The 24,504-nt window shown below is 63.0% G+C and carries 24 protein-coding genes and 1 tRNA gene; 18 read left to right on the top strand and 7 right to left on the bottom strand.

Features of this window, described 5'->3' with window-relative positions; translation table 11 throughout:
• The first annotated feature begins 298 nt into the window (after window positions 1-298).
• From AB4037_RS01635 to AB4037_RS01625, 3 genes are all read left to right on the top strand, one after another.
• Complete coding sequence (locus AB4037_RS01635) at window positions 299-598, top strand: transcriptional regulator (protein ID WP_434957814.1); 300 nt, start codon at window positions 299-301, stop codon at window positions 596-598.
• Window positions 595-921 carry a hypothetical protein gene (locus AB4037_RS01630; RefSeq protein ID WP_441770310.1) on the top strand — a complete coding sequence of 109 codons (327 nt, stop codon included), beginning with the start codon at window positions 595-597 and terminating at the stop codon, window positions 919-921. Before AB4037_RS01635 ends, AB4037_RS01630 begins: the two co-directional genes overlap by 4 nt.
• Window positions 922-1,102: 181 nt before the next feature.
• Window positions 1,103-1,387 (top strand): hypothetical protein, encoded by a 285-nt coding sequence (locus AB4037_RS01625; protein WP_441770309.1) that lies wholly within the window; start codon window positions 1,103-1,105, stop codon window positions 1,385-1,387.
• A gap of 94 nt (window positions 1,388-1,481) precedes the next feature.
• Here the strand turns inward: AB4037_RS01625 and gndA are convergent, their stop codons facing one another.
• A complete protein-coding gene (gene gndA, locus AB4037_RS01620) occupies window positions 1,482-2,906 on the bottom strand; it encodes an NADP-dependent phosphogluconate dehydrogenase (protein ID WP_434957816.1) in 1,425 nt (474 codons plus the stop codon).
• Between the two features lie 258 nt (window positions 2,907-3,164).
• On the opposite strand from gndA, the gene AB4037_RS01615 reads away from it, so the two are divergent.
• Window positions 3,165-4,496, top strand: coding sequence for a hypothetical protein (locus AB4037_RS01615; RefSeq protein ID WP_441770308.1), 1,332 nt, complete (start codon window positions 3,165-3,167; stop codon window positions 4,494-4,496).
• Here the strand turns inward: AB4037_RS01615 and AB4037_RS01610 are convergent.
• On the bottom strand, window positions 4,453-5,886 hold the full coding sequence (locus AB4037_RS01610) for a C69 family dipeptidase (RefSeq protein ID WP_441770307.1): 1,434 nt from the start codon (window positions 5,884-5,886) through the stop codon (window positions 4,453-4,455). The two genes, AB4037_RS01615 and AB4037_RS01610, sit on opposite strands and share 44 nt — an antisense overlap.
• A 216-nt stretch (window positions 5,887-6,102) precedes the next feature.
• Here AB4037_RS01610 and AB4037_RS01605 point away from each other — a divergent pair, with 216 nt between their 5' ends.
• Window positions 6,103-6,351: a hypothetical protein gene (locus AB4037_RS01605; protein WP_434957819.1), complete on the top strand. Its 249-nt coding sequence runs from the start codon at window positions 6,103-6,105 to the stop codon at window positions 6,349-6,351.
• A gap of 164 nt (window positions 6,352-6,515) precedes the next feature.
• On the top strand, window positions 6,516-6,794 hold the full coding sequence (locus AB4037_RS01600) for a hypothetical protein (protein ID WP_434957820.1): 279 nt from the start codon (window positions 6,516-6,518) through the stop codon (window positions 6,792-6,794).
• 237 nt (window positions 6,795-7,031) lie between these two features.
• On the opposite strand, the gene AB4037_RS01595 is transcribed toward AB4037_RS01600, so the two are convergent.
• Window positions 7,032-7,106: transfer RNA gene (locus tag AB4037_RS01595), tRNA-Thr, on the bottom strand.
• Window positions 7,107-7,206: 100 nt separating this feature from the next.
• Between AB4037_RS01595 and AB4037_RS01590 the strand changes: the two genes are divergently transcribed.
• The 3 genes from AB4037_RS01590 (at window position 7,207) to AB4037_RS01580 (ending at window position 9,561) form a co-directional block, all read left to right on the top strand.
• Window positions 7,207-7,362, top strand: coding sequence for a hypothetical protein (locus AB4037_RS01590; protein ID WP_434957821.1), 156 nt, complete (start codon window positions 7,207-7,209; stop codon window positions 7,360-7,362).
• A gap of 159 nt (window positions 7,363-7,521) precedes the next feature.
• Window positions 7,522-8,817, top strand: a complete 1,296-nt coding sequence (murA, locus tag AB4037_RS01585; RefSeq protein WP_434957822.1) for a UDP-N-acetylglucosamine 1-carboxyvinyltransferase — start codon at window positions 7,522-7,524, stop codon at window positions 8,815-8,817.
• Window positions 8,818-8,913: 96 nt separating this feature from the next.
• Window positions 8,914-9,561, top strand: coding sequence for a glutathione S-transferase family protein (locus AB4037_RS01580; RefSeq protein WP_441770306.1), 648 nt, complete (start codon window positions 8,914-8,916; stop codon window positions 9,559-9,561).
• Between the two features lie 22 nt (window positions 9,562-9,583).
• On the opposite strand, the gene AB4037_RS01575 is transcribed toward AB4037_RS01580, so the two are convergent.
• Window positions 9,584-10,486, bottom strand: a complete 903-nt coding sequence (locus AB4037_RS01575) for a LysR substrate-binding domain-containing protein (protein ID WP_441770305.1) — start codon at window positions 10,484-10,486, stop codon at window positions 9,584-9,586.
• A 92-nt stretch (window positions 10,487-10,578) separates the two neighbouring features.
• Here AB4037_RS01575 and AB4037_RS01570 point away from each other — a divergent pair, with 92 nt between their 5' ends.
• Both AB4037_RS01570 and AB4037_RS01565 read left to right on the top strand, forming a co-directional pair.
• Entirely contained in the window at window positions 10,579-11,133 is a 555-nt protein-coding gene (locus AB4037_RS01570; RefSeq protein WP_441770304.1) for a DinB family protein, read from the top strand.
• A gap of 147 nt (window positions 11,134-11,280) precedes the next feature.
• Window positions 11,281-11,466, top strand: a complete 186-nt coding sequence (locus AB4037_RS01565; RefSeq protein WP_441770303.1) for a hypothetical protein — start codon at window positions 11,281-11,283, stop codon at window positions 11,464-11,466.
• A gap of 83 nt (window positions 11,467-11,549) precedes the next feature.
• On the opposite strand, the gene AB4037_RS01560 is transcribed toward AB4037_RS01565, so the two are convergent.
• The 3 genes from AB4037_RS01560 to hemA form a co-directional block, all read right to left on the bottom strand.
• Window positions 11,550-12,395, bottom strand: coding sequence for an alpha/beta fold hydrolase (locus AB4037_RS01560; RefSeq protein ID WP_441770302.1), 846 nt, complete (start codon window positions 12,393-12,395; stop codon window positions 11,550-11,552).
• Between the two features lie 83 nt (window positions 12,396-12,478).
• Window positions 12,479-13,516, bottom strand: coding sequence for a glycoside hydrolase family 25 protein (locus AB4037_RS01555; RefSeq protein ID WP_441770301.1), 1,038 nt, complete (start codon window positions 13,514-13,516; stop codon window positions 12,479-12,481).
• A gap of 311 nt (window positions 13,517-13,827) precedes the next feature.
• Window positions 13,828-15,054 carry a 5-aminolevulinate synthase gene (gene hemA / locus AB4037_RS01550; protein WP_434959691.1) on the bottom strand — a complete coding sequence of 409 codons (1,227 nt, stop codon included), beginning with the start codon at window positions 15,052-15,054 and terminating at the stop codon, window positions 13,828-13,830.
• A gap of 637 nt (window positions 15,055-15,691) precedes the next feature.
• On the opposite strand from hemA, the gene AB4037_RS01545 reads away from it, so the two are divergent.
• The 7 genes from AB4037_RS01545 to AB4037_RS01515 all read left to right on the top strand — a co-directional run bounded on the left by AB4037_RS01545 (window position 15,692) and on the right by AB4037_RS01515 (window position 24,500).
• The gene (locus AB4037_RS01545) at window positions 15,692-16,570 is read left to right on the top strand and encodes a DMT family transporter (protein WP_434957829.1); all 879 of its coding nucleotides are present in this window, start codon (window positions 15,692-15,694) and stop codon (window positions 16,568-16,570) included.
• A 289-nt stretch (window positions 16,571-16,859) separates the two neighbouring features.
• Window positions 16,860-17,147, top strand: a complete 288-nt coding sequence (groES, locus tag AB4037_RS01540) for a co-chaperone GroES (RefSeq protein WP_149253952.1) — start codon at window positions 16,860-16,862, stop codon at window positions 17,145-17,147.
• A gap of 41 nt (window positions 17,148-17,188) precedes the next feature.
• A complete protein-coding gene (groL, locus tag AB4037_RS01535) occupies window positions 17,189-18,829 on the top strand; it encodes a chaperonin GroEL (protein ID WP_434957830.1) in 1,641 nt (546 codons plus the stop codon).
• Window positions 18,830-19,133: 304 nt separating this feature from the next.
• Complete coding sequence (locus tag AB4037_RS01530; RefSeq protein ID WP_434957831.1) at window positions 19,134-20,978, top strand: monovalent cation:proton antiporter-2 (CPA2) family protein; 1,845 nt, start codon at window positions 19,134-19,136, stop codon at window positions 20,976-20,978.
• 111 nt (window positions 20,979-21,089) lie between these two features.
• The gene (locus tag AB4037_RS01525; protein ID WP_434957832.1) at window positions 21,090-22,289 is read left to right on the top strand and encodes an amidohydrolase family protein; all 1,200 of its coding nucleotides are present in this window, start codon (window positions 21,090-21,092) and stop codon (window positions 22,287-22,289) included.
• A 315-nt stretch (window positions 22,290-22,604) separates the two neighbouring features.
• Window positions 22,605-23,552, top strand: a complete 948-nt coding sequence (locus AB4037_RS01520) for a choline ABC transporter substrate-binding protein (RefSeq protein WP_441770300.1) — start codon at window positions 22,605-22,607, stop codon at window positions 23,550-23,552.
• Window positions 23,553-23,669: 117 nt separating this feature from the next.
• On the top strand, window positions 23,670-24,500 hold the full coding sequence (locus tag AB4037_RS01515) for an FAD binding domain-containing protein (RefSeq protein ID WP_441770299.1): 831 nt from the start codon (window positions 23,670-23,672) through the stop codon (window positions 24,498-24,500).
• Window positions 24,501-24,504 lie beyond the last annotated feature (4 nt).

Here is a 24,504-nt window from a genome sequence, read left to right as displayed (position 1 = left end):
GCAAGGCCTCCCTCTTTCTTGCCGAGGCATTCTGCTATCCCGGATCCCGGCCCGCGCAGACGCGGCTGAAATCAGAATATGTCCTGGCTCTGTTTCGAGGTCATCAGAGCGGCCGGCATGCGCAAAGTCAAGCATAGTGCATGGAATATGCATTATGACGCGGGCATCGTCTGGGAGAGGCTGCAGGAATCGACGGATTTGTCGGCGCACGCGCCATGCAACCGGTTCCGTCCCATCGGCGGGCAGCGTATAGTCGTGATCGTTATCCGATCATCCGATAAGAGAGGGGACTGACGTCATGCATGCTACCCCGATTACCGGTGCGCAGATCCGGGCCGGCCGTGCCCTATTGCGCTGGACTGCCCAGAAGCTGGCGGATGCCTCGAGCCTCGGCGTGGCGACAATCCGGCGAGCCGATGCCTTTGACGACATTCCGCAGATCACCAGCGCGAACGCCGCCGCCATCCGCCGGGCGCTCGAAACCGGAGGGGTGGAATTCATCTCGGAGCATGGCCGGGGCGTCGGCGTCCGCCTGGCCCGTCATCGCCTGCTACAAGGCGCGCAATTCGATCATGTCAGCGACGGGAATGAAGGGTGAGGAAGTTTTATCTGGCGGCGGCAGCGGCGGCTTTCATCGGTACGCCGTCCGCCCAGGCTTATGACTATATGGCGCTCGGCCTCGGCACGATGCCGTGCAAATATTGGCTCTCCACCACCCGCCTCGAAGGGGAAGGCAATAGCTGGATTCTCGGCTGGTGGACCGGGCTCAACAGCCGCAACGACAATCACTGGGTCGGCAGCCGCACCGATGGCAACGGCATCATCCTGGCGGTGAAGAGCGAATGCCAGCACCAGCCCGACAGGCTGTTGATGAACGCCATAGACAGCGTATTCAAGAAGATGGCCAATCCGAGCAAATAGGCTGCCCCTTCGGAGAAATACCGGAAATTTACCACATAGTCCGCTGTGCGAGCCTATTTTGGCCCGGCAGATTCGTGTGCATTGACACCTGCCGCTTGTATCCCTATACCGGATAACGTAGCATTCCCTTACGTTACATCGGCTGGGCGGCAGTTAATATTCACCAACGGAGACGGATACTATGTTAAGAATTGTAAAGATTGCTGCCGCTCTTGGATTCATCGCCGCGACGGCTGGGGCTGCGCAGGCCATGCCTGCCTCCACGCCGATGACGAAAGGCTCTCTGATCGTCAACGAAGTTGCTTTCCGCTGTGGCCCGGGCATGGAGCGTAATCGCTTCGGGCGCTGCGAATTCCGCCGCGCCGACCGCTTCGAGCGCCCTGCCCCGGCCTATCGTCGCCCAGCTTGCCCTCGCGGCATGCACCCGGCTCCGTCCGGCCGGCGCTGCGTTCCCAATCGCTTCTGATCGAAGGCACAGCTTTCCGATGCCGATATGAAAGGGCGGTGTGACCGGTTACGCCCGGGAGGCGTGGCCGGTCACGCCGCCCTTTCCTCAAGCGTTACTCGGCACCGGTGTGCCAGGGGCCATGATGGGCACCGGGCTGGTCGATGCGTTCGAAGCCATGGGCCCCGAAGATGTCGCGCTGGGCTTGCACCAGGTCCACTGTGGCTCTGCTGGCCCGCAGTTGCTGCAGATAGTTGAGGGCCGAGGTCAGGGCCGGCACCGGGTGGCCATTGGCGAGTGCAAGGCCGAGAATCTTGCGCGCGGCCGGCAGGCTCGCCTTGAGCTCGCCGGCAAAATCCGGATCGAGAATCAGCGATTCGGGCGCCGGCGTCGCCGAATAGGCGCGCGACATGCTGTCGAGCATACGCGAACGGATGATGCAGCCGGCGCGCCAGATCTTGGCGATCTCGGCAAGCGGCAGGTTCCAGCCGAACTGCTTGGAACCGGCGGCCAGGACGTCGAAGCCCTGGGCATAGGCCAGGATCTTGCCGGTCAGCAGAGTCTTCTCGATCTCGGCGATGATCTCGGGCGTCGCCGTGCCGATCGCGGCCCGCTCGGCATCGCCGAGGACACCGTTCACCGCCTGGCGCAGGCTGCGCATGCCGGAAAGGCCGCGCGCCTCGACGGCCGCGGCGATGGCGCTTGCCGGCACGCCGAGATCGAGCGCCTCGATGGCGGACCAGCGACCCGTGCCCTTTTGGCCGGCGCTGTCGAGAATGATGTCCACCAGCGGCTTGCCGGTGGCGGGATCGGTCGTGCGCAGGGCCTGCACGGTTATCTCGGTGAGATAGGAGGCGAGTGGGCCCTTGGTCCAGCCCTCGAACACGTCGGCGATGGCCGATGGCGTCATGCCCAAGCCGGCGCGCATCAGGCCATAGGCCTCGGCGATCATCTGCATGTCGGCATATTCGATGCCGTTATGCAGCGTCTTGACGAAATGGCCGGCACCGGCCGGGCCCATATAGGCGCAGCAGGATTCGCCCTGATAGCGGGCGGCGATCGCCGTCAACACCGGCTGGACCCGCTCCCAGGCCTTCTGGCTGCCGCCCACCATGATCGAAGGACCGTGGCGAGCGCCCTCCTCACCGCCGGAAACGCCGACGCCGAGGAATTCGAAACCCTCCGCCGAGAGGGCCTGGTCATGGGCGACGCTGTCGCGGTAATTGGCATTGCCGGCATCGATGATGATGTCGCCCTTGGCGAGATGTGGCTTGAGCTGGGCGATGGTCTCGTCGACGGCAGCACCCGCCTTCACCATCAGCAGCAACGCACGCGGCGGCTTGAGGGCGGCGACCAGTTCCTCGATCGAACGGCAGGCAATCATGTTGCCGGCGAGATCACCTGCCTCGACCAAGGCCTCATCGGTGCGGGCCGAGGAACGGTTGTAGACGGCAACCTTGAATCCCTTCTCGGCAATGTTCATGGCGAGGTTGCGACCCATGACCGCCATGCCGATGACTGCGATATCTGCCTGTGCCATTTTCGGCTTCTCCCTGTTTGCCCGGGGTGCCCCGAGCACATCGATCCTTTCCTTGCGCTATGCCGCCTTTGTCCCAGGATGTACAGGCCTCCCCACCCGCGGAAGCGCTGAATATTTGGGCAATCGCGCCATGAAGTCTTTCCAACAAACCGGTAAGCCGCCCGCTCGTTCAACGGCAGGCTGTCCCGACCGATTTGACAAAATACGGCATTTGCCGCCAGGTCCAGCGCCTTGCTACCAAAGCCCGGGGCTCTCTGCGTGGATTTGACCGCCATCGCCAAAACCGTCGCGCAGGCGCTCGCCGCCCTCGCCATCATCGTCGTGCTGGCCTGCCTCTCGCTGGGGCTGGCCGACGGCCTGCGCCGGCCCGAGGCCATCCAGGAAGCGGTCCGGGCGGCCATCGCCAGCCAGTCCTTCGGCGATCGGGAAGGTATCGAGCGCATCGGGCAGCACCGGCTCAGCCATTTCAGCGAATGCATCGGCCTCTCGACGGCGATCGCTCCAGCCGCGGCCAATCCCATCACCTTCACGCTGCAATCCCCGGCCCTGCTCTGGCAGCCGCCGAGATCGATCTGCGACAGCTTGCGAGAACAGCTTGCCGGCACGGAGCAGCCGCATTTCGCCTATTCGCGCTACTGGCACGGCTATCGCCTCGTCACCGAACCGTTCCTGTCGTTCTTCTCCTATCGCAGCCTGCAGCTTTGGGGCGGCGCCTTTCTCATGCTCTGCGCCTTTCTGGTGCTGGCTCCGTTCCTGCCTCCCGTCATCCGCGGCACGGCAAGCGCGGCACGGATCGCCACGCTGGTTGCCGTTACGGCCCTGGGCCTGGTGATGACGGACCTGCCGATATCAGGCCTCACCCCGACCCACATGGTCTCCCTCTCGGTCCTCCTGCTGTGCTGGGCGGTGGCCTTGCGCAAACAGGGCCCGATGGAACTGCTTCGCTTCGCACCCTGGGCCTTCGCCATGGGGGCGATCTACAATTTCTTCGACTTTCTCTACAATCCCGACCTTCTGGCCTACGTACTCGGCTGGACCTTTCTGCTGCGCGCCGTGCTGGCCGAGCAGCGCCCGCTCGGCGCCAGCCTGGTGCAGGCGATCCTTCTGCAGGGCGTTGTTATCGCCGGCTATATCGCCATGTGGGCAGCGAAATGGGTCCTGGTGGTGGTCGCCGGCAGGATCTTCGGCGAACAGACCTCAGTACCGAGCCAGGATTTCGCCCGCTGGTTCGGCGGCGGCGACGGTGTCTACCGGCCCCTGCAAAGCCTCTACGAACTGCTGCTCGAGAGCGCCACCATGCCTCTGGGCTGGTGGCCGATCGCAGCCTGCCTCCTGGCCGGGCTCGCGCTGTTCTCGGTAGCGCTGCGGCGCGGCCAGGCAGCGGCCATGCTCGGCGTTCTGGTGCTGACAGTCCTGCCGCTGCTGGTGCTAGAACTGAAGGCCAACCATAGCATCCAGCATGCGCCCTTCACCTTCCGCCTTATTCCCTTCGCCCTGGTGCTCAGCCTTGCAGGGGCGGCGGCGATGCTGGGCCGCTCGGCACGCATCACCACACTTGCGCCGGGGCACGCGGGACGGGTTCAGTCCTGAAGCCGAAGAGATAGCGTGTCCTGGTCTCCAGGGCCTGCGCCAACTGCTCCATGGTATCGAGGGCGCGCCGCAGTTCGGTGTTGGTGAAATAGGTGAGCAAATGCGCGGCGAGATTCGGCTCGCCGGCTTCGATCAGCACCGCGGCGCTGCGTGCGATTCTCGCATGCTCCACCGCCAGCATCTCCTCCATCGCCTGCCACAGCGTCAGGGCTTCGGGCAGGAAGGCTTCGTGGTGCTGGAAGAGCAGATTGAGCAACCGCTTGCCGGCGAGGCTGGCCGAGCGGGTCGATTCGGTGCCCTGCGGCACCGCCGACAAGGTTTCGGGGCGCCCCTTCTCGGCATGGCGTGTGTCGAGGAAGCGCGAGGCCTCCCCGTCGCTGAGATAGCGGTGCTGACGATATTCCTCCGCTACGGTCTCGATGCCCAGGAACACCGGCACGAAAGGTGCCGCCACCGCGCCGACCTGGGTGTGCCAGATGAGGCGCAAGGCCTCGGGAATCACGCCCAGCAGCGGCACCACCTGGCCGTAGCCGGCAGTGTCGCCGGTCAGCCGCTCCGTGCGCACGGCCCAGAAGATGTCCGCCAGGCCGATCTTCTCCGGCCGGGCTGCCCGTGCCGTCATTTCCTCTTCGATCCATTGCACACCGGGCCAGCGCCCCTTGCCGTCGCCATAGACGGCATTGGCATCGAAAGGCGCACCGGGCCGGTGCCAGCCGTGCTCCTGCGCGAAGGAGACGAAATGCGGTGGATAGAGAAAATCCGTCTGCGCCGGGTCCTCGACCGGCACCTGCCCGACATAGCCGGGCCGGGAGGCGCGAATGGCATCCGGCCCGAGACGCTCCGCCACCCACAAGCCCTGGCCGCCCGAGAACTCGATCACCACCCAGGCCTCGTCAGCATCGGCGATCAGATGCGAATTGCCGCCATAATCGGCATAGCCATGGCGGGCGATCAGATCGGCGATGATCTCGACGCCCTCGCGGGCCGTGTGCGCCCGCTCCAGCACGAAGCGGGCGAGGTCACTGTAATTGGGGCCGGTCTGGTCCGATGGCGTCATCGCCACCAGTTCGGCGCGGGAGGATGACCAGATGTCGCGCACGGCGACGCCATGTTCGTTGAGGCCGCCATTGGTGAGCGGGGCCGGCACCCCCTTGTAGTAGCTGTAGCTGACGCGCAGATGCCGCGCCGTTTCGGGAACCTGCGGAATCTCGCTCATCTGTCCCGGCAGATCGGCCTGAGGCGTCACGCCGACCGCAATCCGCGCATCCGCCGCATGCCGGCATCGAGGCACGAGCTCGAGCCAATGGCTCGAGGGCTCGTCGCCATAGCCGGCGAGATAGGCGATCCCATCCGCCGTATGGTTCCTGCCGATATAAAGACCGTAGCTCACCACCGGCCTCCGCCTTGGAATTCAACAGCCCTGAGGGGCGCCGACAAGGTAGGCCGTCATTCCGCCAAAGGTCACGTGGCATCGTGCCGCGCGCCCTGTGCGCGCCGTCACGGTCGAATAACGAGACATGCGTTAACCTTTGTGCAACCTAATCATCCCTAGCGTAAGGCTACCGGGCGGCGGGGCGCTGCAGGTGAACTGGAGTTCAACCAGGGAATGACAGATATTTCGCAAAACGCTCAGATTTCCAGCGACTGGTTCAGTTATTTTTTTAATTCGACCATGCTCAGCATGATCGTCCTCGATCTTATTGTAGCTCTCGTAATTTTAATTGCTCATCGCTGGTTCGTCTTGAACGAGCGGAAGATTAACGCAACGTCAACCACATCAGCAACTTCAACGGCTTCAGAACAGATCGAAACGCGCCTCCCTGGCATCGCCATACGTCCAGTTGCGCTCGCCTGAGCAGGACGATCGGCTGCCCCCTCATTCGGGGCCAGCCTTTCCACCTCGTTGCCTTTGCGCCTGGCATCACAGACTTTCCTTGATGCGGCCTCATCACGGCCCCGGGCGAAGCGTACTCCCTTCAGCCTAGTCCTTTCGGGGCAGGCCAACTCCTAATTGCTGACTTGGCCGCGCGACGCCTCGCTTTATCATGGCGATGTCCGTTTCTTTTCACCCAATCGATTGCAATGACCTCCGAACAAGCCAATCTTCTTCGCGCCTGCTATCTCTCCGGCCAGATGAGCGAGGCTCAGTGGCAGGAGCATCTCCGCAACGGCGATGTGACCGAGGAAGCTCCTTCTCTTGCGGCCGGCGCGAAGCCCTTGCCGGATATGCTCGCCGAGCTGGAAGCGACCTATGATCTGCGCCCACCAGCCAAGAAGCTGGCCCGCTCAGAAGTTTGAGGGGGATTGGCGTTCGCCGAGCCACAGGACGATGCTTATGCGGGCCGGACATCCGGCCCGTTTCATTTTGCCCGCGTCTCTTCCTCGGACGAGGACGATTCCCGGCGAATCTGCTTTCGCCCGAACAGCCTCGACCTCCCCGTTTTCGGAGAGCCCGGCCGAGGGCGGACAGGTTGAATGGACGGCTCAACCAGCCGAAGCCACAGCATGAACAATCAATTGTTTCAAGGATTTAGATGGTGCTGCAAGAGAGGATTGAACTCTCGACCTCTCCCTTACCAAGGGAGTGCTCTACCACTGAGCTACTGCAGCATCTGCCAAGGTACTTGCCCGGCGCGGCGCTCTAGTGCCACAAGGGAGGCTTCCGCGCAAGCCGGTTGCTGCATAAAGTCGTCATTTGATGAAAACACCCGTGAAAACCGAGGCCGATAAGCGAGCCGAGCGCCTCGCCAAAGCCCTGCGCGCCAATCTCGGCCGGCGCAAGAGCCAGTCGCGCGGGCGTGACGCCGTGTCGAGTGAAAACCGGGAAAACGCCGATGCGAAAATGCCACAGGACGATGCCGAATAGACCCCGCCGCGATTCCGCCCCGGCTTCGCCCTTGTCCGGCCTTTGCGCTTCGTTTACTCAAACCGGTTAACCTTATCTCTTACGTTGCTCGACTGCTTGCCTTCCGGCCGCCAATGCGCCGATCACGGGCGAGGCCGAAGCCATTCCGAAGGATCGAACATGGATCGAATCAAGATCACCGGCGGCGCGCCGCTTCACGGCGTCATTCCGATTTCCGGCGCCAAAAACGCTGCCTTGCCGCTGATGATCGCGAGTCTGCTCTCCGAGGACGTGCTCACCCTCACCAATGTGCCGCGCCTGGCCGACGTCGCCCTGCTTGCCCGCATCCTCGGCAATCACGGCCTCGACGTCACCATCGCCGGCAAGCGCCCGGGCGAGCTGGAACTGACCGGCCAGACGGTGCGCCTCGATGCCCGATCCATCGTCGATACCACCGCGCCCTACGAGCTGGTCTCGCGCATGCGCGCCAGCTTCTGGGTGCTCGGCCCGCTGCTCGCCCGCATGGGCCGTGCCCGTGTCTCGCTGCCCGGCGGCTGCGCCATCGGCACGCGCCCGGTCGACTTCCTGCTGATGGCAATGGAACGGCTCGGTGCCAAGATCGAGATCGAAAACGGCTATGCCGTCGCCGAGGCGAAGAACGGCCTGAGAGGCGCAGAGATCGATTTCCCGAAAGTCACGGTCGGCGGCACCCATGTCGCATTGATGGCCGCGACCCTGGCCGAGGGCACCACCGTCATCCACAATGCGGCGCGTGAACCCGAGATCGTCGATGTCGCCGACTGCCTGATCAAGATGGGCGCCAAGATCAAGGGCGCCGGCACTGCCACCATGGAGATCACCGGTGTCTCGCGCCTGCAGGGTGCGCATCACCGCGTCATCTCCGATCGTATCGAGGCCGGCACCTACGCCATGTGCGTGGCGATGGCCGGCGGCGACGTCATGCTCGAAGGCGCCCAGCCCGAGCTGTTCGAGAATGCGCTCGACGTGCTGCGCGAGGCTGGAACCGAGATCGCCGCTACCAATGAGGGCATCCGCGTGCGCCGCAATGGTCACGGCATCGATCCGGTGGCCGTGACCACCGAACCCTTCCCGGGCTTCCCCACCGACCTGCAGGCCCAGCTGATGGGCCTGATGACCAAGGCCAAGGGCAAGTCGCGCATCACCGAGACGATCTTCGAGAACCGTTTCATGCATGTGCAGGAACTGGCTCGCCTCGGCGCCCATATCCATCTCGACGGCCAGACGGCGATCATCGAAGGCGTCAGCACCCTCAAGGGTGCCCCGGTGATGGCGACGGATCTGCGTGCCTCGGTGTCGCTGGTGATCGCCGGCCTGGCGGCCCAGGGCGATACCGTGGTCAACCGGGTCTATCACCTCGACCGCGGCTTCGAGAGCCTGGAGCGCAAGCTCGCCGCCTGCGGTGCCCAGATCGAGCGCATTTCCGGCGAAGGCTGAGATTTTCCACTTCGCCAGCGTATGCCGGCCTGGTTATCTTCTGAAGGGGCGCTGCCATGTCGGTTCGCGCCCCTTTTGCGTAACGGACCGTCGAGCATGCTGAGAATCTGGGGACGCCAAAATTCCTTCAACGTCCAGAAGGTGATGTGGCTGGTCGGCGAACTCGGAATCGCCCACGAACATATTCCGGCGGGCGGCGATTTCGGCGGCCTGGATACGTCTGAATTCCTGGCGCTGAACCCGCATGGCCGAGTGCCGCTTATCGAAGATGCGGGCACTATCGTGTGGGAATCACACACGATCCTGCGCTATCTCGCCGCTCGATTCGGAGCCGGACGTTTCTGGCCTGATGGCGCCGGCGACCGCTCACAATTCGAGCGCTGGATGGATTGGTCGCAGACTGCCCTGCAACCGGCCTTCCTGTCCGACGTGTTCTGGGGCTTTTACCGCACGCCGGAAGCACAGAGGGACTGGTCACGCATCCGCCGCGGCATCGAGCACTGCAGTGCTCATTTCCTGCTGCTCGATCGCTGGCTGAAAGGCAGGGACTATATGCTGGGCGATCATCTCAGCCTGGCTGATATCACCGTCGGCACCACGCTCTATCGCTATTTCAATCTCGATATTCCGCGCCCTGAAATCCCGAATGTGCAGGCATGGTACGAGAACCTGGCGACACGTGCCCCCTATCGGGAGCATGTGATGATGCCATTCGACAATCTTCATGGCCGGCTCGCCTACTGAGAAACATTGATCCGCTCCCAAGCTAGAGCGTCTTGTCGAGGCGCTCCTTCAGATAGGCGCTGAACTCACTGGCAAAACGCTCCGCCACCTCGATACCGGTCTGGTTTGCCGAGCGAATCATCTGGAAGCCCGCATCGATGAAGATGCTGAAGGGGCGAAAGACGATGTCCCGGCTCGTGAACTCGCTTGCAGAAGCCGGATCGACCAGTGCGATGCCCGCGCCTTCGGCCACCAAGGTGAGGGCCGTATAGGAAAGCCCTGTTTCGAGCTTGGCCAGGCGTGGCACCCCGGCAAGCGCCAATTCCACCCGCATCGAAAACAGCGTGCCGGGATCCAGGTTGATGACGCGCTCGCCGGCAAGATCGCCTGGTTCGATGACCGGCCTGCCGACCAGACGATGGCCTGCCGGAAGCGCGGCAATGGCGGCAGCCGGATAAGGCTCGATGACAAAGCCGCGCCTGTCGAGCGGCTCATCCGCATAACCGATATCGGCCTGGCCTGACGCCACCGCCTCGATCACCATGGCGGAAGGAAGCGCATTCAAGGACACGTTCAGGCCCGGCTTGTCGCGCAGGAAGCGGGCCAGGAAGCGTGGCAGCAGGCTATTGCCCAAGGCCGGCATGGCTGCGATCCGCAGGGTACCGGCCGAATGCCGCCTGATCTCCTGGGCGAGGAAGGCAATCCTGTCCAGGCCGATAAAGGCCCGTTCCACTTCCTGTATCAAATCGATCGCAGCGCGGGTCGGCCTGATCTGATTGCTCTTGCGTTCGAACAGGATGAGGCCCGTGGCACGCTCCATATCGGCGATCAGCCGGCTGACAGCCGGCTGCGTCACCGACATCAGCTCCGCCGCCAAGGTCATCCGGCCGGTGCGCATGACGGCCCTGAAGGCCTCGATTTGTCTCAGATTGATCGGAGGTCCCATAACATCTGCTTATTCGTGAGCGTCAAATTCGAATTTGCGCGAATACGCTGCCGATGCAAGTCTGCTGCAGCCGAACAAGACGGAGAGACGGCATGGGCTCGCAGACCCTTCTGATGTCGCTATATCGCTACAAGTCCTGGGCCGACGATCTCATGCTGGACGCGATGATCGAGGTAGAGCGCGCCGGCCCGCTCCCTGGTTTCGGCGCGGCGCTGCGTATCCTCAATCATGCCCATATCGTCGATCGCATCTTCATGGCGCATCTTGAGGGGCGCAGCCATGGCTATGACGACAATGAACCGGACGACCTGCCGGCCTTGAAGGATCTTTCCGCTGATATTCGCCAGACGGACAGCGCCTATGTCGATTACATCGCCGGCCTGCCGGCTGAGGAATTACGGGAGACCGTTCGTTTCGGTTCACGGATGGACAGCCCGGACGCATGTCGCGCGAGGAAATGCTGGCCCATGTCGTCACACATGCCGGCTATCACCGCGGTGAGATCGGCCGGCTTCTGCCGCAGATTGTCGAGGCTGCTTCCGTGGACGTTTTCGCGGGCTATCTGCACCGGTCCGATCCGGATCGCAGAATCTAGAGCAAAGTGCGATTTTTCTGAATCGCACCTTTTCTCTAACTCCTCGTTTTAGCGCGTTTTCTTAATCGAAAAGTCTATCAACTTTTCTGGAAAATGCTCTAGCGGCAAGATGGTGGTTGAAACCCTGCGACTGCTGACAGGCTGCGGTCAGCAGACAAATCCTATATTCTGTCGGACAACGGTTAGCGGAGTTCGACACATGTCCAGCACCGACTATCAGGACGATCCCTGGGGCCGCCATTGGTGCCATGCACCCCGGCATAATGGCTTCCTCCTCACTGGCGGGGCACCGAAGCCGGGCATCTTCCGCATGCTCCTGCAACGCATCAAAGCGATGGCGCGCGGCAAGCCGGTGCCCTCCGATTACGAAGATCGATCGGCATAGATTGCCGCTTCACGCTTTCTTGCGCGTTCTCGGAGCAGGGCGGGAAGCATTTTAGGCATGAGCAGGGCTTGGCAAGCCCGTGCTCATTTCCCGTCGAGGAACCCGATCAACGCCGCATTGAACAGGGCCGGATCCTGCAGGAAGGCGAAGTGACTGGCATTGGGCAGGATCAAAAGGCCGGCGCCGGGGATGGTGGCGGCGATGTATTCGGTATGCTCGCGCTTGATCGCCTCGTCACGATCGCCATCAACAACCAGCACCGGCGTCTTGATCGCCTTGAGCTGCACATCGGTCCAGCTCGGCTGTGTCGCCCACATCTGGCTGATCTGGCCGACGAAGGCCTCATACTCCTTCGGGGTCTGCGACAGCTTGGCATATTCCTTGCCGGCCCGTTCGATATAGGCGGCGAAGGTAGGATTCTTGTCGACCCCGTCCTTGACACCGGAGGTCACGGTGTTCGCCGCGAAGGCGAAGATCTTGCCGACGCGGTCGGGATGACGGATGGCGAGATCGATGCCGAGAATGGCGCCGTCGCTCCAGCCGACGACATCGGCCCGCTTGATCTTGAGCTTGTCGAGCAGGGCGACCACGTCATCGGCCATCAGGTCATAGCCATAGGGCTTGGTATCCCGGCTCGAGCGGCCATGGCCGCGGCTGTCGACAAGGATCACCTTGTGACGGCGCGCCAAGGCCTTGGCCTGCAGGCTCCAATAGTCGGAATTGCCGAGGCCGCCATGCAGCAGCACGACCGGCGCTCCCTTTCCCAGGGTGGCGTAATAGAGCTTGATGCCGTTGATATCGGCAAAGCTGCCCTTGGTGACGGGTGCCGGCGTCGGCGGCAGCGTCTCCCAGCGCTCGGCCGCCCGGACCGCACCGAAGGAGGCTAAAAGCAGGACGCAGGCGGAAAAGGCGGCAAGGATGATGCGCATTGGAAGGCCCCTCGACTCGAAATCCGATCGAGCCGACGATCCATCATTTACACACCAACGTCAAAGTCTATTAAAATAGTGATCTATTCTCGGGATGCATAACGGTCGGAGCCTGGGCTTCCTCCACCGGTATTCTGATCAACCCAGCGATACCACGCTTCGGCGCTGCCGTTGAAGACGTTGAGGTCGATCTTCTCGCGGACACCATGCGAGAGCCCCGATCCCGAATATTGCCAGAAGATCCATCTCCGGCCTTCGAACACCTTGGAAGGATGCTGGGCGACCGAGCGCAGCCAGAAGGGATAGTCCAGGAAGGCGCCTTCCAGATTGTCGTGATAGAAGCCCGGCGCCGTGTAGATGATGGGTCGCTGGCCGTAATGCTGTTCCACCATGGTGAGGAACACGCGCATCTTTTCAACGATTTCGGCGGGCGACGGCCGCCGCTTGCAGGCCGAGTCGGCATTCCATTCGACATCGAGCACTGGCGGCAGCGCCCCGTCGACACGCGGTACGTTGCGGATGAACCAGCGTGCCTGCTCGGCGCCGCTGCGGCACCAATAGAAGAAATGATAGGCGCCGCGCCTGAGCCCGGCCTCGTGCGAAGCCCGCCAATTGCGCCTGAAGAGGGGATCGAGATGGTCGCCGCCATCGGTCGCCTTGATGAAGGCGAAGTTGGCACCTTGCTGGCGCAGCGTCTGCCAGTCGATGTCGCCCTGCCAGCGCGAGACGTCGACACCGTGAACCGCGAAGGCGCGCGGCGAAGCCTTGCCGAAATTGATCGGCTTGGCATCCCGGAAGCGGCGGCCATAGATGCGCTCGCGCAGGCTCTGCTTGATCACCGGCGCGGCCATGGTCGCTGCCGCGGGCTCGACGGGGAGTGTCACGGGCCGCAGTGGCGGCCTGGAAATCGGTGGCGACGCCATGGCCACCGTGTCCGGCGGCACGCCCTCGGGGAGTGGCTGCTGGATCGGTTCCGGCTCCGGCGGCGCCGGAATGGAGGAAGCAACCGAGCCCGTGGTCTCCGGCGGCCGGATGGGCCGGTCAGGATCGCCGCTGATGGCACTGCAACTCGCCAGAGCGAGGCAGGCGACGAGAATGGCTGGCAGACCCAGTACGCGCATGGATACTCACGTCAACAAACGCCGGAACGATCGGCCCCAGTCCCCCGGAAGCCGTAACGAAACGTTTGTGCGCAAATCGCCAACAAAGATTGAATCAGGGCGCCTCACCGTTGATTTCGCGCCACAAGGCGCGCCATTCCCGGAACATGGTAACTTTTCGGCTAGCAATCATGGTTACCACCACGGCTTGTTTTCGGCCGGCTGCTCCGTCTCGGCCCATGCCGTCATCGTAAGCGCCGCCAGGCGCTCGCAACGCGCCGGAGTGCTTCACGCCGTTCGCAATAAGGAGAAGCCGAGTTTCAGAGGCGGGCTTATTCCGCCGCGGCACGCAGCCGGAAGGGCAGATCGAGCTTGTGCCACACCGCCACCAGTGCCTTCGTCAACTCGGCGATCAGTTCCTCGCCATGGAAGGGTGTCGGCGTGATGCGCAGGCGCTCGGTGCCGCGCGGCACGGTGGGATAGTTGATGGGCTGGATGTAAATGCCGTGTTCGGCGAGAAGCAGATCGCTGGCAGCCTTGCAGCGTTCGGCATCGCCCACGATCACCGGCACGATATGGGTTTCGGAAATCGTTACCGGCAGGCCGGCATTGGCCAGCGCCGCCTTGGTGCGGGCCGCATTGGCCTGCTGGGCCGCGCGCTCGCTCTGCGAGGCCTTGAGATGACGGACGGAGGCCTGAGCCGCCGCTGCCACGGCCGGCGGCAGCGCCGAGGTAAAGATAAAGCCCGGTGCATGTGAGCGCACGGCGTCAATGATGGGGGCATTCGCAGCGATATAGCCACCGAGCGTGCCGAACGCCTTGGCGAGCGTGCCCTCGATCACGTCGACGCGTCCCATCTGACCGTCACGCTCGGCGATACCGCCGCCGCGCGGGCCATACATGCCCACGGCATGAACCTCGTCCAGATAGGTCATGGCATTGTAGCGCGCGGCCAGATCGCAGATCCGTCCGATCGGCGCGACGTCTCCATCCATGGAATAGACGCTCTCGAAGACGATCAGCTTGGGACGCTCCTTGCCAGCCTTGCGCAGGAGGTCTTCGAGATGGTCGAGATCGTTGTGGCGGAAGATCACCTTCTCGCGGCCCGATTGCCGTACGCCCTCGATCATCGAATTGTGGTTGAGCTGGTCTGACAGGATCAGACCATCAGGCAGCAGCCTGCCGAGGGTGGAAATGCCAGTCTGGTTCGAAACATAGCCGGAGGTGAAGACCAATGCGGCTTGCTTGCCGTGGAGATCGGCAAGCTCGCGCTCCAGCGTCACCACCTGGTGGCTGTTGCCCGAGATGTTGCGGGTACCGCCGGCGCCGACGCCCAGATGCTGCGCGGCCTCGACCATGGCGGCGATCGAGCCGGGGTGCTGCCCCATGCCGAGATAATCGTTGGAACACCACACCACGATTTCGCGCGAGCCTTCGGGCGCATGCCAGAGGGCGTGGGGAAAACGCCCGGCGATCCGTTCGATATCGGCGAAGACACGATAGCGCTTCTCACGCCGGAGAGCGTCGACAGCCGTTTCGAAAATCGCGGTGTAGTTCATCATCTCAACCCAAACTCGCCTTGAACCGGATTTACGGGGCCTGCCCCAAACCCGGCGACGCTGACCGAAGAAGCCAATGCTCGCTTCGAACTCTTCCAATCTAGCCCAGTCATAACCCGAATTTTGGGCCGATGCACCAGGATGGACAGTAAAGACGGCGATTGGTCGCGGGTCCTTGCGCTTTCGCACGCATCGCAATCTCACGCACCAAGCATAGGAGCAAGCCATCGGCCCGTCTTGCTTCGATTGCTGGAAAGTGTTTCCCGCCAAACGCGTGGGAAAGAATCCGGTCGCGGAAAGGAAGCGAAGCCGAGAAATATTTTCGCCGCCCAATGGACGATTCACCCCCTTCCTCATTAATGAAAGGAAACAAGATTTCCTGACACGCAGCGGTTGTTCCCGTGTTTTTGCCCGATATCGAGATCCGCGCAGCCCGTAACGGTGGCGGCACCGCTGTCGGGCCGCCGACAAGCCGCGCCTGCGCATATCGTGGCCCAAGCAGATTCCTCCTGATCGGGCCACGGGTCCGATCAGGAGGAATCTACAAGATATCAAACATTTGCAGCGTTTCCTGGCGAGACCCATCCGTGGGCCGCGCCAGGAAACTCTGCTTAGCCGTCGCCCCGAAGGTGCGGCCATGAGGAACGAGGCGTCGTTGCGCCCCATCCTGATGTCGGGGCTGGGCGTCACCTTCCTGGCCTTTCTCGACACCGGCATGAAGGTGATCTCGACCACCTACCCGCTGATGCAGGCCATCACCATGCGCTATGGCGCCGGGGCCGTGGTCGCATTGGTGATCTACCTGCTCTTTGCCAAGGGCCGTCCCAGTCCCGCAGCGCTCAAGCGCAACGCCCTGCGCGCCGTGGTAGTCCTGGCGACGGCGGCCTGTTTCTTCACGGCGATTTCGCGGCTGCCGCTGGTCGAGGCAATCACGCTCACCTTCCTCGCCCCGCTGCTGATGGCCGTGCTGGGGCGCATCATCCTGAAGGAGGCGATCGCCGTGCGGGCGCTGGTGGCCATCCTCGTCGGCTTTGCCGGCGTGCTGGTGATTGCTCGCGGCCAGGAGGCCAGCCAGGCCCATGCCTTCGACGTGATCGGCCTCCTGGCGGCGCTCGGCTGCGCTTTCTTCTACGCTCTCTCCATGGTGCTGATGCGTCAGCAGTCGAGCCAGGATTCGACGCTGACCATCGTGATGCTCTCCAATTGCTTCGCCTTCCTGTTCGTGCTGCCGGCCGGCCTGTGGCAATGGCAGCCGGTCAAGCTGGAACATTGGCTGATTACCGCCACCGTCGGCCTGTTCGGCACATTCGGCCATCTCTGCCTGGCCTGGGCCTATGCGCGCGGCCATGCCGCACGGCTCGGCATCATGGAATATACCGCCTTCGTCTGGGCGATGATCTTTGGCTACTATATCTTCTCCGAAGTGCCGACGAACTGGACGCTCGCCGGCGCCACGCTGATCATGGCCGCCTGCCTGTTTGCAACTTTCAGCGTCCCACGGGCTCGCGCGGCATAGAGCAAAGCGCGTTCAGGCGAGAACGCTTGTTTTGCCCTAATTTGCTGTTTCGATGGGTCTTTGCGAGGCGCGGCGTCCGCGTCCAATCGCAAAATGCTTCGGGCGCGCCATTCACCAAATTCGCTTTGGCTAAAATTGTTTACGGGCGCGCTCCTTGACAGTCCCGAGGGGGCTGACTAAATCCGGGTCAGTCGTTAGCACTCGCATTCAATGAGTGCTAACGATCTTTCATAAAATCCCTTCGATGTGGACCAAGGGGCCTAGCCCCTCGCACAAGAGGAAGACCAACATGAAGTTCCGTCCGCTCCACGACCGCGTGGTCGTACAGCGCGTCGATGCCGAGGAAAAGTCCAAGGGCGGCATCATCATTCCTGACACCGCCAAGGAAAAGCCCCAGGAGGGCAAGGTCATCGCCGTCGGCCCCGGTGGCCGCGATGATTCCGGCAAGCTCACTCCCCTCGATGTCAAGGCTGGTGATCGCGTGCTGTTCGGCAAGTGGTCGGGCACCGAGATCAAGCTCGATGGTGAGGATTACCTCATCATGAAGGAATCCGACATCATGGGTATCGTTGCCTAAACGGCAGCTACCATCTCCCCATTCATTCTGAGGACACCCAAATGGCTGCCAAGGAAGTTAAATTCTCCACGGAAGCGCGCGACAAGATGCTGCGCGGCGTGGACATTCTCGCCAATGCCGTCAAGGTCACGCTCGGCCCGAAGGGCCGTAACGTCGTGATCGAAAAGTCGTTCGGCGCACCCCGCATCACCAAGGACGGCGTCACCGTCGCCAAGGAGATCGAGCTCGCTGACAAGTTCGAGAACATGGGCGCCCAGATGGTGCGTGAGGTCGCCTCCAAGACCAACGACACCGCTGGCGACGGCACCACCACCGCTACCGTGCTGGCCCAGGCCATCGTCCGCGAAGGTGCCAAGGCCGTTGCCGCCGGCATGAACCCGATGGACCTCAAGCGCGGCATCGACCTCGCCGTCACCGCTGCCATCAAGGACATCGCTGACCGCTCCAAGAAGGTCGCGAACTCGGCTGAAATCGCCCAGGTCGGCACGATCTCGGCCAATGGCGACGCCTTCATCGGCGGCGAAATCGCCAAGGCCATGCAGAAGGTCGGCAATGAGGGCGTGATCACGGTCGAAGAGGCCAAGAGCCTCGACACCGAAGTCGACATCGTCGAAGGCATGCAGTTCGACCGCGGCTACCTGTCGCCCTACTTCATCACCAATGCCGAGAAGATGATCGCGGACCTCGAGGATCCCTATATCCTCATCCACGAGAAGAAGCTCTCGGGCCTCCAGGCCATGCTGCCGGTGCTCGAAGCCGTCGTGCAGACCGGCAAGCCCCTCCTCATCGTCGCTGAAGACGTCGAAGGCGAAGCTCTCGCCACCCTCGTCGTCAACAAGCTGCGTGGTGGCCTGAAGATCGCCGCCGTCAAGGCTCCGGGCTTCGGCGACCGCCGCAAGGCCATGCTGGAAGACATCGCCATCCTCACGGGCGGCCAGGTGATCTCCGACGACCTCGGCATCAAGCTCGAAACCGTCACGCTCCAGATGCTCGGCCGCGCCAAGAAGGTGACGATCGAGAAGGAAAAGACGACGGTTGTCGACGGCGCCGGCAAGAAGAAGGACATCGAAGGTCGCGTCGCTCAGATCAAGGCTCAGATCGAAGAGACCACCTCCGACTACGACCGCGAGAAGCTCCAGGAGCGCCTGGCCAAGCTCGCCGGCGGCGTTGCCGTCATCCGCGTCGGTGGTTCCACCGAAGTGGAAGTCAAGGAGAAGAAGGACCGCGTTGATGACGCTCTGAACGCCACCCGCGCGGCCGTTCAGGAAGGCATCGTTCCCGGCGGCGGCACGGCTCTGCTCCGCGCCAAGGCTGCGGTTTCGAAGCTGACCTCCGACAACTCCGACATCCGCGCCGGCATCAAGATCGTCGAGAAGGCTCTCGAAGCCCCGATCCGGCAGATCTGCGAGAACTCGGGCGTCGAAGGCTCGATCGTCGTCGGCAAGATCCTCGAGAACAAGTCGAAGACCTTCGGTTTCGACGCGCAGAACGAGGAATATGTTGACCTGCTCGAGAAGGGCATCGTCGATCCGGCCAAGGTCGTGCGCACCGCGCTGCAGGACGCCGCTTCGGTGGCTTCGCTCCTGATCACCACGGAAGCGATGATCGGCGAAGCGCCGAAGGACAAGGGCGCTGCTGCTCCGGCAATGCCGGGCGGTGGCATGGGCGGCATGGACTTCTAAGAAGTCCATTCGCCCAAAAGCGAAAGATCATCAAGTCCGGCAAGCCGGACTTGATTGGGCGGCATGGACTTCTAAGTCCGGCTTCCTCTCTGGCTTGACGAAGGGCGGTGCCGCAAGGTACCGCCCTTTTTCTTTTCCGTGAGCAGACCGATCAACGGCTGCCCTTGAACCGGCCTCCGAGGAGATTAAATCTGGGAGACCTCCTCTCTTTTTTCTACCATCCTCCAAGTACCTCCGATCCCTTTCCGGACACTGGTCGTCCCCAAGGAATTGACCTGACCGCTCTCCAATTGCATGAAGGCTCATGGAACATTCCAACGCCAGTTTTCTTCCCAGCCTTCTGCTCTTCCTCGGCGCCGCGGTCGTCGCGGTACCCATCTTCAAGCGCATCGGTTTCGGCGCCATTCTCGGCTATCTGATCGCCGGGCTCGCCATCGGCCCCTCCGGCTTCGCGCTGTTCACCGACACCGTCACCATTCAGCATATCGGCGAGATTGGCATCGTCCTGCTGCTTTTCGTCATCGGGCTCGAGTTGCAGCTCTCGCGCCTTCTGGCGATGCGCAAGGATATTTTCGGCCTCGGCGGCCTGCAGCTTCTGGTCTGCGCCCTCGTGATCGGCGGCATCGCCAACGCATTCGGTCTGTCGGTGATGGGAGCTGCGCTCACCGGCATTGCCTTGGCTCTCTCCGCTACGGCGATCGCCTTGCAGGTTCTGGGCGAACGCGGCGAATTGCAGGCACCCTATGGCCAGCGCAGCTTCGCCGTCCTGCTGTTCCAGGATATGTCGGTGGTGCCGATCCTGGCGCTCATCCCGCTTTTCGCCGTCGAGGCCAGCCACGTCGCCAGTGAAGGCGGCGGCTGGCTGCGCACCGGCATCATGGTCGGCTCGATTGCCGTGGTGGTGCTGGCGGGCCGCTATCTGCTCAACCCGCTGTTCCGCATCCTCGCCACCACCGATGCCCGCGAGGTGATGACGGCCGCGGCCCTGCTGCTGGTGCTCGGCACCGCCCTCCTGATGCAGTGGGCGGGCATGTCGATGGCGCTCGGCGCCTTCCTCGCCGGCGTGCTGCTGGCCGAATCGAATTTCCGCCACGAACTCGAGGCCGACATCGAGCCCTTCCGCGGTCTCTTGCTCGGCCTGTTCTTCATGAGCGTGGGCATGGACATCAATGGCGCGCTGGTGCTGCAGCACTGGCTGGCTTTGGTGATCGCCGCCCTCGGCCTCATCCTGGTCAAATCGGTCTCGGTCGCCGCCGTCTTCCGCCTCACCGGCTCCACCAGGCTCGATGCCATCCGCTCCGGCATCCTGCTCTCGCCCGCCGGCGAATTCGCTTTCGTACTGATCCCGCTCGGGCTTTCCTACGGTTTCCTCCAGGGCGAGCAGGCCGGATTCGTCAAGGCACTGGCTGCATTCACCATGCTGTTCGGCCCCCTGATCGCAGCCGGATCCGAACGCCTGCTCACGCGTTTCGCCCCGGCTGAGCTGACCCGGGAGGAGGATTATTCCGACGCTCACGGCAAGGCCCTGGTCATCGGCTTCGGCCGCTTTGGCCAGGTCGTCTCCCAGGTCCTGCGCACCGCCGACATCGAGACGACCATCATCGACAAGGATGTCGAGATGATCGACGTCGCCGCCCGCTTCGGTGCCAAGGTCTATTTCGGCGATGGCGGCCGGCTGGACGTGCTGCGCGCGGCCGGGGCCGGCGAGGCCCGCGTGATCTGCGTGGCGATCGATGACCGCGCCACGGCGGTGAAGATCGTCGAAATGATCAAGGCCGAATTTCCGCTCACCGAAGTCTATTCCCGCGCCTATGATCGCCAGCACGTGCTGGCCCTGCTGAGCGCCGGCGTCGACTTCCACATGCGCGAGACCTATGAGAGCGCCCTCGCCTTCGGGCGATCGACCCTGGAAGCCCTCGGTATCGACAATATCGAGGCCGAGGAGATCATCGAGGACGTGCGTGACCGCGACGCAAGACGCATCGTGGCGCAGCAGCAAGGCGGCATCTATGCCGGCATGGACCTGGTCAATTCCAAGCGCCTGATGAAGCCCGAGCCGCTGGAACGCCCGGACACGGTTGGCGTCACCCTGAACAAGGAAGCCATCGACGCGGCAGAGGAAGCGAAGGAAGACGAAGAGACCGGCTGATACCCCTCGCAATCGCTGCTTCCCTTGCCAGCGATTGTGTGGGGCACAGGCTTGAGCTCTCCCAAATTGTTTGTAGACTAACGATCTTGAACAATTCGGGAGGAGCGCATCATGGCGCATGAGGAAGCCAAGGCCGGCGGTGCCAATGACAAGCTTGTCATCCGCAATATCGGCCTGCTCTTGAGCGGTGACATCGCCAATCCCATCCTCGATGCCGATACGATCGTGGCGGTCGGTGGCCGCATCGCCGCTATCGGCAAGGCGAGGGATCTCGACCTTTCCGGCGCCGCCAGCGTGATCGACGCCTCCGGCACCGCTGTTACACCCGGCCTGATCGACAGCCATGTCCATCCCGTCGCCGGGGATTGGACGCCGCGGCAGAACCAGCTCGGCTGGATCGAATCCAACCTCCATGGCGGCGTCACCACCATGATATCCGCCGGCGAGGTGCACACGCCCGGCCGCCCCAGGGATGTCATCGGCCTCAAGGCAATGGCTGTTTATGCCCAGCGCACCTTCTCGGCCTTCCGGCCCAGCGGCGTGAAGATCCATGCCGGTGCGCCGGTGATCGAGCCCGACATGGTCGAGGACGATTTCCGGGAACTCGCCGCCGCCGGCGTGAAACTGCTCGGCGAAGTCGGTCTCGGCGGCGTCAAGGACGGCCCGACCGCGCGCAGGATGGTGGGCTGGGCCCGCAAATACGGCATCCAGTCGACCATCCATACCGGTGGCCCCTCGATCCCCGGTTCGGGCCTGATCGACAAGGACGTCGTGCTGGAGGCCGACACCGATGTGATCGGCCACATCAATGGTGGGCATACCGCCCTGCCCCTCGACCAGATCCGCTGCATCTGCGAGGGCTGCGGCCGCGGCCTGGAACTGGTGCACAATGGCAATGAACGGGCCGCCCTCTACACGCTGCGCACCGCGCGCGAGATGAACCAGCTCGAACGCGTCATTCTCGGCACGGATGCGCCGGCCGGCTCGGGTGTGCAGCCGCTCGGCATCCTGCGCATGGTCTCGATGCTGTCCTCGCTCGGCGATGTGCCGGCAGAGATCGCCCTGTGCTTTGCCACCGGCAATACCGCGCGCATGCGCTCCCTCGATTGCGGGCTGATCGAAGTGGGCCGGGCTGCAGATTTCGTGCTGATGGACAAGGCCCAGCATTCGGCGGGCAAGAACCTGCTTGAAAGCATCGAGTTCGGCGACCTGCCCGGCATCGGCATGACCGTGATCGACGGCGTGGTGCGCACCCAGCGCAGCCGCAACACGCCGCCGGCGACGAAGGTGCCGGTGATCGAGGGGGCTTGACGGCCGGTCGCGGCTAAGCAGATTCCTCCTGATCGGGCCTCGCCAAGAAACTCTGCTTACGGGCGGACGAACGCCGCTCTCATCGAAACGACGGCGGAGCCACCAATACGGCCCGCTTCAGCGTAGCAGTGCCTTGTCCTGTGCCACAAGGGTGCCCCCGGTCACATAGTCGGTACGCGGGTACTGTGCTTGGCTGAAGGCCCGCGCCCCCGATGTCCTGTCTTCCCCCTGCATCCCTGTTCGGGGTCCCAGCGCGCCACGTAGGGCGGCGGGGCCAATGACGGATGAGGGCCTATTGGCCCCAGGAGGGGTGACATGAATTATCTTGGTAAAGCATTCGCCATTGCCGGCCTGCTGGTGGGCTTTTCCGCGCCTGCCTTTGCGGGCGAACCGGAAAGCTGCAAGGCGGTGCGGTTCTCCGATGTCGGCTGGACCGACATCACCTCGACCACCGCCATCGCCTCATCCATCCTCAAGGGGCTGGGCTATCAGCCGGAGACGACCGTACTCTCCATCCCGGTCACCTATGCCTCGATGAAGGCCAAGGATATCGACGTCTATCTCGGTGACTGGCAACCAAGCATGGAAAATGACCGCAAGCCCTATCTTGAGGACAAATCCATTACGGTCATCGGCGCCAATCTGCCGGTGGGCGCGAAATATACCCTTGCCGTGCCCGAGTACACCTATGACAAGGGCCTGCACGACTTTGCCGACATCGCCAGGTTTCGGGACAGCCTTCAAGGCAAGCTCTATGGCATCGAACCGGGCAATAATGGCAATCGCCTGGTGCAGGGCCTGATCGACGCCAACAAGAACGGCCTGAAAGGCTTCCAGGTGGTCGAATCCTCCGAGCAGGGCATGCTGGCCCAACTCCAGGGGGCCGTCGCGCGCCATGAGGACATGGTATTCCTGGCCTGGGCGCCGCATCCGATGAACGTCAACTTCAAGATCCGCTATCTTGCCGGCGGCGACGATACCTTCGGGCCTGATTACGGCAAAGCCGTCGTTTACACCAATGTGCGGGCTGGCTGGGCTGAACAGTGCCCGAATGCCGCCCGTTTCATCGCCAATCTAAAGTTCACGGTCGAACTCGAAAACCAGATGATGCAGATGATCACCGGCGATGGTCTGGACGGCCCGACGGCGGCGGAGAAATATCTCAAGGCTAATCCTGCTATGCTGGAAGCCTGGCTCGCCGGCGTCACCGCCTTTGGCGGGCAGTCCGGATTGCCAGCTGTGCGGAAAAGCCTCGGTTTGTAGGGTTGGGCGTTGACGGGCGGGTCCGCGGCTCCCATCCGTCAACCTTCACTTGACATGACCCCGGACCTCGATAATTTATTTGTACACTAACAATTTCTCACTGCGTCGCGAGGTGGGATGTATCTGCGCCCCAGAACGGTGAACGAAGCCTGCGCGGCCCTCGCGGCCGAGCCGATGCGTATTCTCGCCGGCGGCACCGACATCTTCCCCGCACTCGGCGACAGACCGCTCACTGGCCCCGTGCTCGATCTTTCCGCCGTCGAAGGCCTGTCGGGCATCGATCTTGGCGCCGATGTCATTCGCATCGGCGCGCGCACCAGTTGGTCCACCATCACCAGGGCAACGCTGCCGCCAGCCTTGCGCGCCCTGCAGCAAGCCGCCCGCGAAGTCGGCGCAATCCAAATCCAGAATGCAGGAACCATAGCCGGCAATCTATGCAACGCCTCCCCGGCCGCGGACGGCGTACCGCCTCTGCTCGCCCTCGATGCGCGCGTCGAACTGCGCTCGGCGGCGGGCAGGCGCGAACTCCCTTTGGCCGATTTCATCACGGGCTATCGCAAGACGGCCCGACGGCCCGACGAATTGGTGAGCGCCATCCTGGTACCGCGCTGCATCGAGACGGCCCGCTCGGCCTTCCTGAAGCTCGGGGCCCGCAAATATCTGGTCATCTCCATTGCGATGGTTGCCGTCATCCTCGCTTGCGATGACAGGGGTATCATTCGCGATGCACGTATTGCCGTCGGCGCCTGTTCGGAAGTCGCCCGGCGCCTGAACGCCCTGGAGACTGCCCTGATCGGCACCAAGGCGGAGCCTGGCCTGGGTGCGGCGATCCGGCCGGAGCATCTCGCCGGCCTGGCACCGATCGACGACGTCAGAGCCAGCGCGGACTATCGGCGGGATGTGGTGAGAACCTTGATCGCCCGTACACTCGATGCGGCCCTACAATAAGGAG

It is taken from the genome of Labrys sp. KB_33_2 (assembly GCF_052114505.1).
Classification (GTDB): domain Bacteria; phylum Pseudomonadota; class Alphaproteobacteria; order Rhizobiales; family Labraceae; genus Labrys.
Note: the sequence above shows the minus strand (reverse complement) of the source record. Positions and strands in the feature narration are given on the sequence as shown.

Excerpts from the sequence above, each read along its gene's own strand:
- AB4037_RS01605 (WP_434957819.1), top strand. The coding sequence starts at position 6,103 with ATGACAGATATTTCGCAAAACGCTCAGATTTCCAGCGACTGGTTCAGT.
- AB4037_RS01560 (WP_441770302.1), bottom strand. The coding sequence starts at position 12,395 with ATGCGCATCATCCTTGCCGCCTTTTCCGCCTGCGTCCTGCTTTTAGCC.
- AB4037_RS01545 (WP_434957829.1), top strand. The coding sequence starts at position 15,692 with ATGAGGAACGAGGCGTCGTTGCGCCCCATCCTGATGTCGGGGCTGGGC.
- AB4037_RS01570 (WP_441770304.1), top strand. The coding sequence starts at position 10,579 with ATGGGCTCGCAGACCCTTCTGATGTCGCTATATCGCTACAAGTCCTGG.
- AB4037_RS01555 (WP_441770301.1), bottom strand. The coding sequence starts at position 13,516 with ATGCGCGTACTGGGTCTGCCAGCCATTCTCGTCGCCTGCCTCGCTCTG.
- AB4037_RS01580 (WP_441770306.1), top strand. The coding sequence starts at position 8,914 with ATGCTGAGAATCTGGGGACGCCAAAATTCCTTCAACGTCCAGAAGGTG.
- AB4037_RS01530 (WP_434957831.1), top strand. The coding sequence starts at position 19,134 with ATGGAACATTCCAACGCCAGTTTTCTTCCCAGCCTTCTGCTCTTCCTC.
- AB4037_RS01575 (WP_441770305.1), bottom strand. The coding sequence starts at position 10,486 with ATGGGACCTCCGATCAATCTGAGACAAATCGAGGCCTTCAGGGCCGTC.
- murA (WP_434957822.1), top strand. The coding sequence starts at position 7,522 with ATGGATCGAATCAAGATCACCGGCGGCGCGCCGCTTCACGGCGTCATT.
- AB4037_RS01520 (WP_441770300.1), top strand. The coding sequence starts at position 22,605 with ATGAATTATCTTGGTAAAGCATTCGCCATTGCCGGCCTGCTGGTGGGC.
- AB4037_RS01565 (WP_441770303.1), top strand. The coding sequence starts at position 11,281 with ATGTCCAGCACCGACTATCAGGACGATCCCTGGGGCCGCCATTGGTGC.
- gndA (WP_434957816.1), bottom strand. The coding sequence starts at position 2,906 with ATGGCACAGGCAGATATCGCAGTCATCGGCATGGCGGTCATGGGTCGC.
- AB4037_RS01525 (WP_434957832.1), top strand. The coding sequence starts at position 21,090 with ATGGCGCATGAGGAAGCCAAGGCCGGCGGTGCCAATGACAAGCTTGTC.
- groL (WP_434957830.1), top strand. The coding sequence starts at position 17,189 with ATGGCTGCCAAGGAAGTTAAATTCTCCACGGAAGCGCGCGACAAGATG.
- groES (WP_149253952.1), top strand. The coding sequence starts at position 16,860 with ATGAAGTTCCGTCCGCTCCACGACCGCGTGGTCGTACAGCGCGTCGAT.
- AB4037_RS01635 (WP_434957814.1), top strand. The coding sequence starts at position 299 with ATGCATGCTACCCCGATTACCGGTGCGCAGATCCGGGCCGGCCGTGCC.
- AB4037_RS01515 (WP_441770299.1), top strand. The coding sequence starts at position 23,670 with ATGTATCTGCGCCCCAGAACGGTGAACGAAGCCTGCGCGGCCCTCGCG.
- AB4037_RS01625 (WP_441770309.1), top strand. The coding sequence starts at position 1,103 with ATGTTAAGAATTGTAAAGATTGCTGCCGCTCTTGGATTCATCGCCGCG.
- hemA (WP_434959691.1), bottom strand. The coding sequence starts at position 15,054 with ATGAACTACACCGCGATTTTCGAAACGGCTGTCGACGCTCTCCGGCGT.